The sequence below is a fragment of the Salipiger pentaromativorans genome, from assembly GCF_024721115.1.
In the GTDB taxonomy this organism is placed as follows: domain Bacteria; phylum Pseudomonadota; class Alphaproteobacteria; order Rhodobacterales; family Rhodobacteraceae; genus Salipiger; species Salipiger pentaromativorans.
On record NZ_JAMDHK010000016.1, the window covers coordinates 31476 to 46692 of the forward strand.

Annotated in this window: 14 protein-coding genes; 6 read left to right on the top strand and 8 right to left on the bottom strand. The window is 67.3% G+C overall.

Annotated features, from left to right (window positions below):
* The first annotated feature begins 12 nt into the window (after positions 1-12).
* Entirely contained in the window at positions 13-642 is a 630-nt protein-coding gene (gene upp / locus M4578_RS19930; RefSeq protein WP_258094982.1) for a uracil phosphoribosyltransferase, read from the top strand.
* A 68-nt stretch (positions 643-710) separates the two neighbouring features.
* Positions 711-2021 (top strand): SPOR domain-containing protein, encoded by a 1311-nt coding sequence (locus tag M4578_RS19935; protein WP_258094983.1) that lies wholly within the window; start codon positions 711-713, stop codon positions 2019-2021.
* Between the two features lie 98 nt (positions 2022-2119).
* Here M4578_RS19935 and M4578_RS19940 read toward each other — a convergent pair whose 3' ends face one another.
* Positions 2120-3145 carry a hypothetical protein gene (locus tag M4578_RS19940; RefSeq protein ID WP_258095149.1) on the bottom strand — a complete coding sequence of 342 codons (1026 nt, stop codon included), beginning with the start codon at positions 3143-3145 and terminating at the stop codon, positions 2120-2122.
* 183 nt (positions 3146-3328) lie between these two features.
* Between M4578_RS19940 and M4578_RS19945 the strand changes: the two genes are divergently transcribed.
* Entirely contained in the window at positions 3329-4417 is a 1089-nt protein-coding gene (locus tag M4578_RS19945; protein ID WP_258094984.1) for an Acg family FMN-binding oxidoreductase, read from the top strand.
* A gap of 21 nt (positions 4418-4438) precedes the next feature.
* On the opposite strand, the gene M4578_RS19950 is transcribed toward M4578_RS19945, so the two are convergent.
* Positions 4439-6064 (bottom strand): AMP-binding protein, encoded by a 1626-nt coding sequence (locus M4578_RS19950; protein WP_258094985.1) that lies wholly within the window; start codon positions 6062-6064, stop codon positions 4439-4441.
* 111 nt (positions 6065-6175) lie between these two features.
* On the opposite strand from M4578_RS19950, the gene M4578_RS19955 reads away from it, so the two are divergent.
* Positions 6176-6823 carry a sulfotransferase family protein gene (locus M4578_RS19955; protein WP_258094986.1) on the top strand — a complete coding sequence of 216 codons (648 nt, stop codon included), beginning with the start codon at positions 6176-6178 and terminating at the stop codon, positions 6821-6823.
* A 241-nt stretch (positions 6824-7064) separates the two neighbouring features.
* On the opposite strand, the gene M4578_RS19960 is transcribed toward M4578_RS19955, so the two are convergent.
* A complete protein-coding gene (locus M4578_RS19960) occupies positions 7065-7688 on the bottom strand; it encodes a ribonuclease T2 family protein (RefSeq protein ID WP_258094987.1) in 624 nt (207 codons plus the stop codon).
* A 142-nt stretch (positions 7689-7830) separates the two neighbouring features.
* Between M4578_RS19960 and M4578_RS19965 the strand changes: the two genes are divergently transcribed.
* Together M4578_RS19965 and M4578_RS19970 are read left to right on the top strand one after the other, a co-directional pair.
* Positions 7831-8601 carry a DUF1013 domain-containing protein gene (locus M4578_RS19965; protein ID WP_258094988.1) on the top strand — a complete coding sequence of 257 codons (771 nt, stop codon included), beginning with the start codon at positions 7831-7833 and terminating at the stop codon, positions 8599-8601.
* A 213-nt stretch (positions 8602-8814) separates the two neighbouring features.
* Positions 8815-9444: an MSMEG_1061 family FMN-dependent PPOX-type flavoprotein gene (locus tag M4578_RS19970; RefSeq protein WP_258094989.1), complete on the top strand. Its 630-nt coding sequence runs from the start codon at positions 8815-8817 to the stop codon at positions 9442-9444.
* A 15-nt stretch (positions 9445-9459) separates the two neighbouring features.
* Here M4578_RS19970 and recR read toward each other — a convergent pair whose 3' ends face one another.
* From recR to M4578_RS19995, 5 genes are all read right to left on the bottom strand, one after another.
* Positions 9460-10053, bottom strand: coding sequence for a recombination mediator RecR (recR, locus tag M4578_RS19975; RefSeq protein WP_258094990.1), 594 nt, complete (start codon positions 10051-10053; stop codon positions 9460-9462).
* Between the two features lie 48 nt (positions 10054-10101).
* Positions 10102-10446, bottom strand: coding sequence for a YbaB/EbfC family nucleoid-associated protein (locus tag M4578_RS19980; RefSeq protein WP_258094991.1), 345 nt, complete (start codon positions 10444-10446; stop codon positions 10102-10104).
* Positions 10447-10574: 128 nt separating this feature from the next.
* Positions 10575-12608, bottom strand: coding sequence for a capsular polysaccharide biosynthesis protein (locus M4578_RS19985; RefSeq protein WP_420854825.1), 2034 nt, complete (start codon positions 12606-12608; stop codon positions 10575-10577).
* Complete coding sequence (locus M4578_RS19990; RefSeq protein ID WP_258094992.1) at positions 12605-13750, bottom strand: polysaccharide biosynthesis/export family protein; 1146 nt, start codon at positions 13748-13750, stop codon at positions 12605-12607. The genes M4578_RS19985 and M4578_RS19990 overlap by 4 nt, the downstream gene beginning before the upstream one ends.
* 96 nt (positions 13751-13846) lie before the next feature.
* Positions 13847-15139 (bottom strand): capsule biosynthesis protein, encoded by a 1293-nt coding sequence (locus M4578_RS19995; protein ID WP_258094993.1) that lies wholly within the window; start codon positions 15137-15139, stop codon positions 13847-13849.
* Between the last annotated feature and the right edge of the window lie 78 nt (positions 15140-15217).

The window sequence follows — 15217 nt, forward strand, 5'->3', positions numbered from 1 at the left end:
AGCACTGGGGCCATGAAACATCTCACCATCGTCGATCATCCGCTGGTGCAGCACAAGCTGACCCTGATGCGCGAAAAGGATACCTCGACCGCGTCCTTCCGCCAGCTCCTGCGCGAGATCAGCCTGCTGCTGGCTTATGAGGTCACCCACGAGCTGCCGGTGACCACCAAGCATATCGAAACGCCGCTCTGCGGCATGGACGCGCCGGTGATCGAGGGCAAGAAGCTGGTGCTGGTCTCGATCCTGCGGGCCGGGAACGGTCTTCTGGACGGGATTCTCGAGCTGGTGCCCGCCGCGCGGGTGGGGTTTGTCGGGCTCTACCGCGACGAGGAGACGCTGAAGCCCGTGCAGTATTATTTCAAGGTCCCCAAGAATCTCGAAGACCGCACGGTCATCGTCGTCGATCCGATGTTGGCTACGGGCAATTCCTCGGCTGCCGCCATCGACCTGATGAAAGAGGCGGGGGCCAAGGATATTCGGTTTCTCTGCCTTCTGGCGGCGCCCGAAGGGGTGGCGCGGATGCAGGAGGCGCACCCCGATGTGCCGATCGTGACAGCTTCGCTCGATAGCCACTTGAACGAAAAGGGATATATCGTTCCGGGACTAGGGGATGCGGGTGACCGGATGTTCGGCACAAAATAAGCCGTCCTAACGCTTTACAGCGTCAAGGGGATGTTGCATGCTGAGCCCTATTATCTGTGGGGGCAGTCATGCGATTGAAAAGATTGGCGATCCTTGCCGTTTCGGCGGTTTATGCCGGGTTCGGGGCGGCACCGTCCCAGGCTCAGGGGATCAGCACCATCGACACGCCCGCCGAGCTGCCGCCGGCGAGCTATTCGGGCCGACAATTCGTGGACAGCCGGGGCTGCGTCTTCGTGCGCGCGGGCTTTGACGGCGCGGTGATCTGGGTGCCCCGGGTGACCCGCGACCGCGATCAGGTCTGTGGCTATCAGCCGACCTTCGGCAAGACCCGCACCGCCGCGGCCCCCGAGCCGGCGCCGGCACCGAAACGGGCGCCCGTGCAGGCGGCAAAGCCGAGCCCGGCACCTGCGCCGACGCGGGTGACCTCGACCACCCGCAAGCCGATGACCACGGTTGCGTCGAAACCGGCCGCTTCGGCGCCGGCGCCGCGCAAGGTGGTCAAGGCGCCGGCTTCGAAGCCGCCCTCCGCCCCGCCGCCCAGGACGGTTGTGACCTCGGTGCCCAAGCCGGTCGCGCCCGCGCCGCAGGCCAAGCGTGTCGTGAAGGTTGCTCCGGGGCAGACCTGCCCCGCGGGCTTTTCCGGCACCATTGAGCGCAATGGCATGAAGGTGCGCTGCGGGCCGCAGTCGAGCCCCTTCGTGACGGAGGTGCGCCGGGGCGAGGCGCCGAGCAAGAACAAGAACGTCTATTACAACCAGGGCAACGGTCGCGGGAGCTGGGAGGACAGCCGCCTCAGCACCCAGGGCAGCACCCGGATCGTGCCCAAGCATGTCTGGGAAAGCCGTTCGGAAGTGCCGCCGGTGGTGCCGGCGGGCTACCGCCCGGCCTGGGAAGACGATCGTCTGAACCCCTATCGCGCGTGGCAGACGGTGGATGGCTTTTACGCCACGCAAAAGCGCTGGACCAACACCGTCCCGCGCCAGAACCTGCCCTATGCGCGCCGCATCCCGGCCCGCAACCCGGTGATCCTGTACCGTGCCGAGGCGCCCGTCGTCACGCCGGTGATCTCGACCAGCGGCCGCAGTGCGGCACAGGCACAGGCGGTGGCGCAGCGGACACCGGTGATCTCGACCCGCTCGGCGCCGGTGAAACGGGTCGCGACGACGGGGGCCCGCTATGTGGAGATCGGCCTCTTCACCACCGAGGCCAAGGCGGATGCCGCAGCGGCGCGGCTGCGCGGCGCTGGCCTTCCGGTGCGCTACAGCATGTCCGGGCAGATGCGTCGTGTGATGGTGGGGCCCTATGCCAGCCCGCAGGCGCTGAACGGTGCGCTGCGCCAGGTGCGCGCCACCGGCTATGTGCAGGCCTATCTGCGCTGAGCGGCACTCGCCCATACCAGACGATCAAAGATCCGGCCCCGCCTTTCAAGGCGGGGTCTTTCGTTTCCGGGGAAGGGGAAAACGGCAATGCGGCGGTCTCAGCCGCCGCAGATCCCTTGCAGGCGCACCCAATCGGCATCGGACAGCACCAGACGGCTGCCCTCTGCCGCCCGGGGGTCGGCTTCGATCAGGCCGATGGTGCTTTCGCCGGTGACATCCACGGCGAACGCGTAGGGCGTGCTGCGCAACTGGGCCGCCGAGAAGGCCTTTAGAAGCGCTTCCTCGGGCAGTCTGGGCGGCTCGCGGGTCAGCAGGGTTTCGGTATAGGAATCGAGCGCGCGCTCGGGCAGGCTGCCGGTGGTCAGAAGGCGCAGCGCGGACCAGAGCCCGGCATGGTTCAGCAGGTCGCCCAGCGGATCGGCGCGGCGCGCGCGCAGTGCCTCGACAACGATATAGCCCGCCGCGATGTCGGGGTCTTCGTGATCCTCGATCAATGCGCGGTTCATCACGATCAGCCCGCCGGGCAGATGCGCGGTGTCGCGCACACCACCGGGCAGCACGACCAGATCGTCCTGCCGGGTCTCGCCCAGCACCCGCAGCGCCAGATGGCGGAGCGGCTGGCGGGCCTCGTCAGTCATGCAGGGCTGACCCGCGACACGGGTGATCCGCGCCAGTAAGGCCTCGCCGATCTCCTGCCGCTTGACCACGGGCACCACGCGCTGGGTGTGGCTCAGCAGCGCGCCCGGCAGCCAGAACACCGCGCCGCCCAGCACGATCAGCGCGAAGGCGGCGATCAGGATCAGACGCAGCTTGCCGGGGCGCGGCCGGCGCCGGTCGATCACACGCAGGAGGCGCTCGATGGCGTCGATCATGGCGGTTTCGTCGGCGGCGAGTTCCAGCGTCTCGCCGGGGTCGCCATCGGGGTGGTAGATGGCGGGAAGCTGCCCCTTGTTGGCGCGCCGCACGGCGGCCAGGGACCAATGCGCCAGCGCGCGTCCGGAGAACTCCGAGATGGTCAGCGTGGCATCGCCCAGCGACACGATCACCTCGCGGCGCTGCGCGTCGGGCTCGGGCCGCCACAGGCCCGAGGCTTCCAGCCGTTCATACTCTTTGAGTGCCGTCATTTCGGGCTGCTCTGCCTCGTTTCGATGCAACGTAGCATGGCTGAGCGGCGGGGGGCAATGCGCCCCCGACATCGTGACGCTGCGCCCCGAGAGGCTTTGCCGCAGGCGCGGCTTGATATGCGTCATGACGATGTCGCCTGCATCGGCCTAGCCTGACGGGGAGTTGAGCGAAGGGAGGCGATTATGAAGCGGCGAGGGTTTCTTCAGGGGGCCGCGGGGCTTGCGGCGGTGGGCGCCGCCGGCGCGTGGGGATGGCGCCGTGCGACAGGTTCCATGCGGGATTACGAGAGCTATGGCGCGGCGCTGCGCGCGAAACTGGGCCCGTCACCGGAGGCGCGAGAGCTTGTGCGCTATGCGACCCTCGCACCGAACGGCCACAACACGCAGCCCTGGCGGTTCAGGCTTGGCGAGAACGTGATCGGGATCGAACCGGATCTGTCCCGGGCCACACCGGCGGTCGATCCCGACGATCATCATCTCTATGTCAGTCTCGGATCGGCGGTCGAAACGCTTGGCATCGCGGCGGCGGCCACCGGATGGCCGGGGACGGTGGAGGGCGCGGAGACCGGGGCGCCGCGCTATGTCTATGCGGCGGGGGCCGCTCGGCCGGACGTCTTGTTCGAGGCCATCCCGCAGCGGCAGTCGACGCGGGCGCCATTCGACGGGCGGGAGATCCCGCTGCCGGATCTGAGGGGGCTCGAAACGGCGGCACAGGTTCCGGGAGTCGGTGTGACGCTGCTCACCGAGCGATCGCAGATCGCCCGGGTCCGCGATCTGGTGCTTGCCGGGAACGATACGCAGATGGCCGATCCGGCATTCATGGCCGAACTGAAGCACTGGCTGCGCTTCAACCCCGCCGAGGCTATGGCGCGCGGAGACGGGCTGTTTTCGGCCTCCAGCGGCAATCCGGTGCTGCCCTCCGCCCTGGGAGGGGTGGCCTATGAGCTGTTCTTCAAGGCCGAGACCGAGCGCGAGAGCTATGCGCGCCAGATGCAGACCGCATCGGGCGTTGCGGTTTTCACCGGAGAGCGGGAGGACAAGGCGCACTGGATCGCCGTGGGACAGGCATCGCTGCGCTTTGCCCTTGCGGTTACGGCGCGCGGGCTGCGCTGTTCCTATGTCAACCAGCCTGTCGAGGTCGCTGCCCTGCGTCCCGAGCTGGCCGCGATTGCCGGTGTGACGGGGAAGCGCCCGGATCTTGTCATGCGGTTCGGCTATGGGCCGACGCTGCCATTCTCGCCGCGCCGGCCCGTCGGGTCGGTTCTGATCTGAGCGTGACGGCGCGGACCGCCGTCACAGCGCCTTGGCGCGGGCCCGCAACTGGAATTTCTGGATCTTGCCGGTCGAGGTCTTGGGCAGTTCCTCGAACACCACCTTCTTGGGTGTCTTGAAGCCGGCCAGCCGCTCGCGCGAAAAGGCGATCAGCTCGGCTTCGCTGGCCTCGTGGCCCGGCTTCAGCTCGACGAAGGCACAGGGCACCTCGCCCCATTTCTCGTCGGGCTTGGCGACCACCGCGCAGAGCAGCACCGCTTCATGCGCCATCAGCGTGTTCTCGACCTCGACCGAGGAGATGTTCTCGCCGCCCGAAATAATGATGTCCTTGGCGCGGTCGGCGATCTGGAGATAGCTGTCCGGATGCAGAACGGCGATGTCGCCGGAGTGGAAATAGCCGCCCTCGAACGCCTCGCGCGTCGCCTTGGGGGCCTTGAGATAGCCCTTCATCACGCCGTTGCCGCGATGCATGATCTCGCCCTTGGTCTCGCCATCGGCGGCGATCACCTGCATTTTCTCGTCCATGACGGTGATGTGTTCCATGAAGGGCATGGCCACACCCTGACGCGCCTTGAGCGCCGCGCGCTCGGGGCCTTCGATGCCGTCCCAGGCGGATTGCCAGGCGCATTCCACATCCGGCCCGTAGGTCTCGGTCAGCCCGTAAACCTGGGTGACGTTGAAGCCCATGGTCTCGATCTTGGCGAGCGTGGCGGGGGCGGGCGGGGCGCCGGCGGTAAAGACCTCGACGATTTGCGGGAAGTCGCGCTTGTCCTCGTCCTTGGCGTTCACCAGCATATTGAGCACGATGGGCGCGCCGCCGAAATGGGTCACGCCCTCGTCGGCAAAGGCGTTGTAGAGCGCTTTTGGAGTGATGTCGCGGCAGCAGACCACGGTGCCGCCCACGGCGGGCATCATCCAGGTGTGGCACCAGCCGTTGCAGTGAAACAGCGGCACGATGGTCAGATAGACCGGGTGCAGCACGATGCGCCAGCTCAGCACCTGGCCCATGGCGTTCAGATAGGCGCCGCGATGGTGATAGACCACGCCCTTGGGCCGCCCGGTGGTGCCGGAGGTGTAGTTGAGCGCGAGGCTTTCCCATTCGTCCTCGGGCATGATCCAGGCGAAATCGGGATCGCCGGTTGTGAGGAACTCCTCGTATTCCATGTATTCGCCCAGATGCGGCGCGCCGCCGTGGTGGTCGGCGACCTCGATCACCGTGGGGGCGTCGGTCTCCATCAGTTCGATGGCTTCGGCCAGATGCGGGATGAACTGCGGGTCGCAGAGCACCACCTTGGCCTCGCCGTGATCGAGGATATAGGCGATGGTGTCGATATCGAGCCGCGTGTTGATCGTGTTCAGCACGGCGCCGCAGGCGGGCACGCCGAAATGCGCCTCCGCCTGGGCGGGAATGTTGGGCAGGAGGGTGGCGACCACATCGCCGGGCGCCACGCCGATTTTGGTCAGCGCCGAGGCGAGCCGGGTGACGCGCTCGTAATACTCGGCATAGGTCTTGCGGTGGGGTCCGTAGACCACGGCCATGTGATCGGGATAGACCTGTTTGGCGCGGATCAGGAAGGACAGCGGTGTCAGCGGCACGAAATTCGCGGCGCATTTCCCCAGTCCGGTTTCATTGGCGAGCCAGCCCATGGCATCTCCTCCCTCAGCATGTCCTGGCGGGACTATGCGCAGTCGCGCGGGGAGGGAAAAGCCCCGAATCGGGGATTTTCACCTTCGAAACGCAGGGTTATTCTGACAGGCATGATCATCTCGCCGGGCCGTGGCTATATCTTCGTGCATATCCCCAAGACCGGCGGCACCTCGCTGGCCGTCGCGCTGGAGGCGCGGGCGCATCGCGACGACATCCTGATCGGCGACACACCGAAGGCGCGCAGGCGGCGGGGGCGGGTCGGCCGGCTGAGCGCACGGGGACGGTTGTGGAAACACTCGACGCTGGCCGACATCGACGGGGTGCTGAGCCCCGAGGAGATCGGCCGAATGGTGACCTTCACGCTGGTGCGCAACCCGTGGGACCGGATGGTGAGCTACTACCACTGGCTGCGGGCGCAGAGCTTTGCCCATCCGGCGGTGGGGCTGGCGCAACGCCTGGATTTTGCCGGGTTTCTTGCCCATCCGCAGACGGTGGCGAGTGTTGGGGCCGCGCCGTTTTCCAGCTATATGCGGGATGTGACGGGGCGGGAGCGGGCCTCGTATTATCTGCGGCTGGAACATCTGGAAGAGGATCTGGCGCCGGTCGAGGCGCATCTGGGATTCCGCTTGGAGGTCGGTCGCAAGAACGCCTCGGCGCGGGACGCGGATTTCCGGCTCTATTACGACGACGAGAGCGCGGCGCGGGTGGCGGCGTTTTGCGCCGAGGACATCGCGCGGTTCGGATATGCCTTCGGCTAGCGCGCGCGCCGCGCCGGAACGGCGCGCGGTCGGCAGGGGCGGTCTGCCTCCGGCGGGGATATTTGGGGCCAATGGAAACACAGGCGCGAAGGGAAACAGCCCGCCTCGCAAAGAGACGGGCTGAGAGAAGCGCGGGGCTTCCATCGGCACGGTCATCGGCGTCCCCGCCTGTACCGTGGGGACAGTGTCGGGCATTCACCTTAACAAACGGTTTCGAGGTCTGGGGCAGGGGCGTGGCGGGTCAGCGTACCGGGTCGAGCAGCGCGTTTGTCATGGTGCAGTCCCGGATCACGTCCTGGCCGCAGGGCACCGGATCCAGGGCCTTGGAGAGACAGAGCCGCGCCTCCTGGATGCGGCCCGACTTGCAGGTGATCGTCAGCATGTCCGGCTCGAGCCCTGGATTCTCCTTGAGGAAGGCCTCTTCCACCAGGGTTGCGGGCAAGGTCACCGGGTCTTTCAGCTTGCGGAAGACAGCGGGACGGCGCACCGCCTCATAGGCGCGGCGGGCGAGGCTGTAATAGGCTTCTGCCGAGAGCCCGGTACAGGCGCCGTGCTTTTTCCACTGATGCCAGGCCAGCCCGGACGTGCCCATGATATCCGCCATTTCGGCGGTCATCGCCCGGGTCGGTGCGCGCTGGGGGCTGTGGCAATAAGACGGGTAGCCGCGATGGTATTGCGGCCAGAGCCCGTGCAGGATCCAGCCGTGATCCGTGTCGCATTGCGGCGAGCGGCGGGCGTCGCCTTCGAGCGCGCACCAGGTTGGCGACCAGCTCAGCGACAGCACGTAGTAATCGAATTCGCCTGCGGTCTCGCCATCGGCGCGGGCCAGCGTGGCGGAGACGAGCAGCAGCAGAAGCCAGCGCATTTTCTCTTTCCTCTTGGGTCTCGCGCCACTATATAGACCCGAAGTTCCCCGACAACGGTAACCCGTCCCGGATCAGATCCGGGACCTCCCGGCCAGAAAATGGTCTGGGGGCGGGGAAGAAGCATTGCAAGGAGATGGAACGATGGCCAAACTGCTGCACCCCAAGGCGACCGCCGTCTGGCTGGTCGATAACACCACGCTGACCTTCAAGCAGATCGCCGATTTCACCGGGATGCACGAGCTGGAAGTGCAGGGCATTGCCGATGGCGATGTGGCCGCCGGGGTGAAGGGGTTCGACCCCGTGGGCAACAACCAGCTCGAGCAGTCCGAGATCGACAAGGCGGAAAAGAACCCGCTGCTCAAGCTCAAGCTGAAATACAACGCCGCCGCCGTGGACGAGGACAAGCGCCGGGGCCCGCGCTACACGCCGCTGTCGAAGCGTCAGGATCGCCCGAACGCGATTCTCTGGCTGGTGAAATTCCACCCCGAGCTCAGCGACGGGCAGATCTCGAAGCTGGTGGGCACCACCAAGCCGACCATCCAGTCGATCCGCGAGCGCACCCATTGGAACATCCAGAACATGCAGCCCATCGACCCGGTGGCGCTGGGGCTCTGCCGCCAGTCCGAGCTGGACGCCGCCGTCGCCAAGGCCGCAAAGAAGATGGACGAGGTGATGACCGATGACGAGCGCCGCAAGCTGGTGTCGACCGAGCAGAGCCTCGGCATGGACACCGAGCCGCGGCTGCCCTCGGCGATCGAGGGGCTGGAGACCTTCTCGCTCTCCGATCCGCGCGGGGACGATGACGAGGAGGACAAGGGGCCGAGCGATTTCTCGGACGCGGACAGCTTCTTCAACCTGCCGGCGGGTAGCGATGACGACGAGGACGACGACAGCGACGATCCCCGCCGCTGAGGCGCTTTGCGATTTGACAAAAAGGCGGCCCGTGAAAGCGGGGCGCCTTTTTTCATGCCCTGAAGAAGCCCGGAACGCGCGGTGGCGGCTGGGGCGGGCAGGTCCGGAGCGGCACCTGGAGTTTGCCGGAGCCCTGGCGCCCGAGGCACGCGATTCAAACGGGTGCCAATTTGAGGTACCCTGCGTTGCAGCAAAGCAGGAGAGGACAGGCGGATGATGGCCGTGGACGAAGAGATTACCAGCCTGGCGCGGCTGCGCGAATTGATGCCGACCGAGGGGTTCGTGAACACGTTTCTCAAGGTCTCCGACCGGCTGAACGATGTGGCGCGGGACTTTATCGCCAAATCGCCGATCATCATTCTGGCGACGAAAGCCGCGGACGGGCTGATCGACGTATCGCCCAAGGGCGATCCGGCGGGCTTTGTCGAGGTTTATGACGACAAGACGCTGATCATCCCCGACCGGCTGGGCAATCACCGCGTCGACGGGTTTCAGAACATCCTGCAGGATCCGAATGTGGCGGTGTTGTTCATCGTTCCGGGGCATGGCGACACGCTGCGGGTGGCGGGTAAGGCGCGGATCGTCCGGGACGAGGCGGTCAGCCGCCGCCTTGCGGTCAACGGCAAGGCACCCCTGCTGGCGCTGGTGGTGGAGGTCGAGGAAGCCTTCATGCATTGCTCGAAGGCGTTCCTCCGGTCGCGGCTCTGGCACCCGGAGGGCTGGCCCGCGCGGAAAAGCGCGCCGACGCTGGCCGATTGGGTGATCGCGACCGTCGAGCGCGACCAGACGCTTGCGGAGGTCGAGGAGGACCACGGCGAGGACGAGCGCAAGCGCCTCTACTGATCTAGGACGCGCGGCTCAGACCCGTTTTCGGGCGTTCAGCGCGGCGGTGATGGTGCCGTCGTCGAGATAGTCGAGCTCGCCGCCGATGGGCACGCCCTGGGCGAGCGAGGTCAGCTCGACGCGGGTTTCGAGCTGATCGGCGATGTAATGCGCCGTGGTCTGGCCATCGACGGTGGCATTCAGGGCGAGGATCACCTCGGTGATGCTTTCGGTGTCGAGCCGGGTGACGAGCTGCGGGATGCGCAGATCTTCCGGCCCCACCGAGTCGAGCGCCGAGAGCGTGCCGCCCAGAACGTGGTAGCGCCCCTTGTAGACGCCCGACCGCTCCATCGCCCAAAGGTCGGCCACATCCTCGACCACGCAGAGCTGGCCATTGGCGCGTTTCTCGTCGGCGCAGATCGGGCAGATGTCGGAGGTGCCGACATTGCCGCAGTTGAGGCATTCGCGGGCCGAGACCGCCACCGCCTGCATGGCATCGGCGAGCGGCGTGAGCAGCAGCGCGCGCTTGCGGATGAGATGCAGCACCGCGCGCCGCGCGGAGCGGGGGCCGAGGCCCGGAAGCCGGGCCATCAGCTCGATCAGCGCGTCGATTTCGGTACGATCGGGCACGGGATCACTCCGGCGCCGCGGACGGGCGCCATGCCGCTGGCGGATGCGTCAGAACGGCAGCTTCATGTCGGCGGGCAGGCCCATGGCTTCGGTGAGCTTGCGCATCTCGGCCTCGGAGCGCTCCTGCGCCTTGGATTGAGCATCCTTGATGGCGGCGAGAATGAGGTCCTCGACCACTTCCTTGTCGTCGGAATTGAAGATCGACGGGTCAATGTCGAGCGCCCGCAGCTCGCCCTTGGCCGAAGCGGTGGCCTTGACCAGCCCGGCGCCGGATTCGCCCACGACCTCGATGGTCTTCAGATCGTCCTGAAGCTGGGTCATCTTGCCCTGCATTTCCTGCGCGGCCTTCATCATCTTGGCCATGTCGCCAAGCCCGCCCAAACCTTTCAGCATCACGTCTCTCCTGTCTGAAGGGCGCGCGGGGATCGCGGCCCGGAGGTCAGGCGATGTTATCGCAGCCGCGCGGGCGATGGACAAGTGGGTGCGCGGCCCGGGGCGGGGCAGGTGTTTCCGGGCAGGGATCAGCGCCGCCACAGATGCGCCTGGCTTGCCAGCAGGCCCTGGAGTTTCGAAAGCCCGCGGTTGACCGGCCCGGGATGCGGGATCGCGCCGGTCTCGAGCCGCTCGGCCACGATTTCGACGGGGCAGGGCAGGCCGGTCACCGGGTCGCGGTAGCGCGGATAGGCGATGAGCGTGGCGTGGACCAGCGCCTCGAGTGTCGGGCGGGGTCCGGCGAGGCGGCGCGCGGGCACCGGGCCGAGATCGCGGGTCAACCCCCAGCCGGCATAGAACGGGGCCCCCAGAACGGTGACTTTCCGGCCCCGCATCAGAGCCTCGAAACCGGTGAGCGAGGTCAGGGTCCAGACCTCATCGACCTGCGGCAGCAGCGCGCCCATGTCGGCCTGGGAGAGCGTGAGGTCGGCCCAGCGGTCCGGCGCGGTCACGGCGCCGGGGCGCAGCCCGGCCTCGACATCGGGGTGGGGTTTCCAGATCAGCACGGCGCCGGGGTTGTTCGCCCGCACCCGGGCCAGCAGATCGGCGTTGCTCTGGATCTGCGGGCTGCCGAGCAGGATCGAGGCGTCGTCTTCGACCTGACCGGGGATGAGGATCCGGTGGCCGTCGGGCAGATCGGGCAGGGCGCCCGGCAGGTTGTATTTCGTGAGCCCGCCGGCGACCAGCCGGGCGATCAGGCGCCGGGCGCGGTCTTCCTGGTCGGGGCGGGGCTGGGCGCCTGCGGCGATCAGCCGTTCCAGCCGCGAGGGGCGGGTGGGATCGTAGTAGATCCCGAGATCGTCGGCGACCAGAGAGAGCGGCGGCACCAGCTCGGCGCCGAGGCCGCGCGAGCGCAGGAAGCCGTCCTCGACCCGCAGCGCGCCATCGTCCTGTGCCTTTCCGGCCCAGACCATGCGGCGGCGCCCCTCCTCGGCCCGTTTCCGGGCCTCCTCGGGGGTGTTCGCGAAGACCATCGGCCGTTCACTGCCGAAAAACCGTTGCAGCGGGCGGCGTTTCCAGAGCCGCATCCCCTCCGCGACCCAGCCGTGACGGTCCTCGCGCCAGGCGCGGGAGAGGGCTTCGAGCGTGGCGAGCACATCCTCGATCTCGCAGAGCCGGTCGCGATAGGGGTCGTACCAGACCGGGTAGAGGATCATCGCCGCCGCGAAGAGCTGTGCGCGGGTCAGGCGGCGCTGGCGGCGGGGCAGGGGCGTTTCGTCCTCGGTCAGCCCCCAGCCGGCATAAAACGGGTGGCCGAAGACGCGCGGCTTGTGCCCCGCGAGGATCGCCTCGAACCCCATCTGGGACGACACCGTGTAGACCGCCACCGCCCCGTCGAGCAGCGCCTGCGGCGAGACCGGATCGCTGAAGAGCGCGATCCGGCCCTGCGCGTCGGCCTTGGTGAAATGGCCGGGGCGGAACCCGGCGCGGGTCTCGGGATGGGTGCGCAGCAGGATGCGCTTGCCGGGATGTTCCTCCTGCGCCCAGTAGAGCATTTCGAGAAAGCGGTTGCGATCGGCGCCGGAGGCGCGCACCGATGCGTCGCCAGCAGTCTGGTCGATCACCAGAACATAGCCGGGCTCGGGCGCGGGGGTCGCGGGATCGACGGCGGCGTATTTCGACAGATGCGCTGCGCGCATCCGCGCCATGGCGCCCCGCGCGCGGTCGAGCAGGGCGTGATCGTCGAGCGGATGGGTGGCGAGCAGCGTCTCCAGATCCGACGGCGCGCGCCCGTCGAAATGCACCCCGGTTCGGTCCAGCAGCAGGCCCAGCGGCGGTTCGCCGCTGCGCCCCGGATGCAGCGAGCGGAGGAAAGCGTCCTCGACCCGCAAGAGACGCGCGCCGCGCCGCGCGGCGACGGCCTTGCCGCGATGGGCATAGGGGGACTGGCCCCAGACCCCGACCATGTCGCCCGGGCCGGGCAGCCCCAGCGACACGGGGTAGCCGGTCAGCGACAGGATCCGCCGCAACCGGCGCTGGCGCAGGAAACCGGCGCTGAAAACGTAAAGGCGCCGGGGGTTGTCTCCCCCGGCGCCACCCTGTCCCTCGTTGTTCAGGGTCAGCCTCCGTTGACTGCGGTGGCGGTTGTGGCGAGCGTGCTGACCGCGCTGAGCGACCCGGTCAGCGCCGAGATCGTCTTGCTCCACTGCGCATAGGGCGCTTCGGTCACGTAAAGCGTGTCCTGGTCGCGGATGACGAAATCGCGGGCCATGAACATGCCGTTGGGCTGGGTGAGATCGAGCACATAGACCATGCGCTGGGCCCCCACGAGATCGCTGCGGCCCAGCACCTGGTTGGCGATTTCCGCCGGTTCGTTGCGGAACACGAAGACCCCGGTCGGATCGGAGGCGGTGGGCACCAGCCCGCCGACCTGGGCAATCGCCTCGACCGCGGAAAGCGTCTGGGTCTCGAAGGGCACCCGTGCCTGGGTGCCGGTCGCGCCGAGCGAGGTGAACGAACGGCTGTCCTCTTCCACGAGGATCCGGTCGCCGCCGCGCAGGGCGATGTCGAATTTCGGATAATCGTAGAGATCCTGGAACCAGATCGTCTCGGTCTGGGCGCCGCGAATGACCGAAACCTGCGCGATCTCGGGCTGGATGGTGATGCCGCCGGCCCGCGCCAGCATCGCCGAGAGCGTGCGGGTGGGCCGCTCGATCGCATAGACGCCCTGGCCGCCCACGGCGCCCACGAGGCTCACGGTCGAACCGTCGCCGGCGAGACGGCGCACCTCGACCTGCGGGTCTGGGGTCTGGTCGGAGAGCTTGTCGGTGATGATGCGGCGCACCGCCTCGGGCGAGTTGCCGGAGGCCTTGATGCGGCCGGCATAGGGGACGAAGATATAGCCCGAGCCATCCACCTGCACCTCTTCGAGTACGGTGGCATTGGCGGTCTCGGCGGCCAGAAGGCCGTCATCGACGTTTTCCCAGATCGTCAGCCCCAGCGTGTCGCCGGCGCGGATCGTGTCCGAGCCCAGCACGGCGGCATTCTTGAAATTGTCGGAAAAGCCGAGGGCGGGGACCACGGCGGTGGCGCGGGTCACGCGGTCGTTGACGGAGACGACAAATGCATCGCCCTTGCGCATCACCGAGCCCGCGAAGATTTCGCGCTTGTTGGGGCCCATGCGCGGCAGGCCGCAGGATGCCAGAATCGACACCGCAGCCAGAATCGCGATGGACTTCACCCATCGGTTGGGGGAGTGTTTCACTGCTCGGTCTCCTCGACCTGTTCTCGTTCTGCCTCAGGTTTTTTCGGTAACCTATCGAAATCCGGGTGCAAAAGCCAGTCCGGCGGGCAGAGACGGTCAGTGGACGAGGCGCAACTGTTGCCGTGGCGCCGCGGTTCCGAGGCTCAGCGCGTCATAGGGATCGTCGCGGGACAGCATCATATCGACCACGAGGCGCAGCAATTGCCGGCGTCCGCGGGCGGAATAGAAGCCGCCGGGAACCTGGCTGGTTTCAAGCAGATACCGCCGGTAATCGCGATAGGCGCGGTTGTCGGGGCGTCCGGGCTGGCCGAAGAAATCGGGCAGCGGCTGATCGGAGACGAATTCCGGCTTGGCATAGACCGCGTCGCCGAAGACTTTCAGCGGAATCCCGCGCCAGAGCACCTGCTGACCGGCGGTCGAGTTCACCGTGACCGCCGTGCGGGCATCGTTGAGAAGCTGGGCCAGCTTGCCGCCGCGCACGAAATGCACCCGGTCGGCGATGCCCAGTCGCCGGGCGGCCTCGCGGATGGTGCGGCGCACCGGGGCGCGGCCGTCTTCGAGCGGATGAGCCTTGAAGACCAGATGGTGATGGCCCGGCGCGCCCCTGGCGAAACCGTCGAGCACCAGTTCCAGGAATTCGGTCATCGAGCCGAAGGGCGAGTGTTCGCGAAAGCTCGCATCATGTTCGAGCTGCATCAGCACAAGGTGATAGGGAAAGCCGCCGCGCCGGATGCGCAGGGTTTCGAGCAGGCGTTCGGCGCGGTGCAGCGGCATCAGCAGCAGCCGTTTGAGGTAGAGCTGGAACTCTTGCCCGACCGAGAGCGCGCGATGCGGGCGGAAATTGCGGTAGCCGCCGTTCCGGAACATCACGAACCAGTGGTAAAGCGCGCCATAGAAGATGTGCTGGCGCATGTCGCCCCAATGGCCCGGGGGCAGCGGGGCCTCCATATCCGATTGCGCGAGCGCGCCGCGCATGTCGTCGATGCTCATCTGCATGAGCCGGGAATGGCCATTCGACCCGCCGCGCTCGTAGGTCACCCAATAGGGCCGCATGTAGCCTTCTTCGAAGACATGCACGGTCAGTCCCCGCGCCCGGGCGGCCTCAACCGCATGGGCATGGATCCGGCGGGTGTCGCCATAGAGCACGATGTCGGTCACCCGCTTTTCGGCCAGCAGCGCCTCGAAGGTGGCGGGCCAGTCGTCGGGAGTGCCGGTGAAGGGGATATAGCTGTCGGAATGGAACCAGAAGGCGCGGTCGCCGGCGTTGAAGCCCACCCGCCAGACCTCGGCCCCGGCCTTGCGCAGCATGCTGCCCAGCCGGTGGAAGAAGGGTCCGTGCGGCCCCTGCAGGAACAGGAAGACGCGGGGGGAAGCGGTTGCCTTGGTCATAACGCCCCGGTAATGGATAACTCGACAGCGGATGCATATCCCGCTTTTTAGACGAAAATAAGGCCAGCGTGGCGTGGC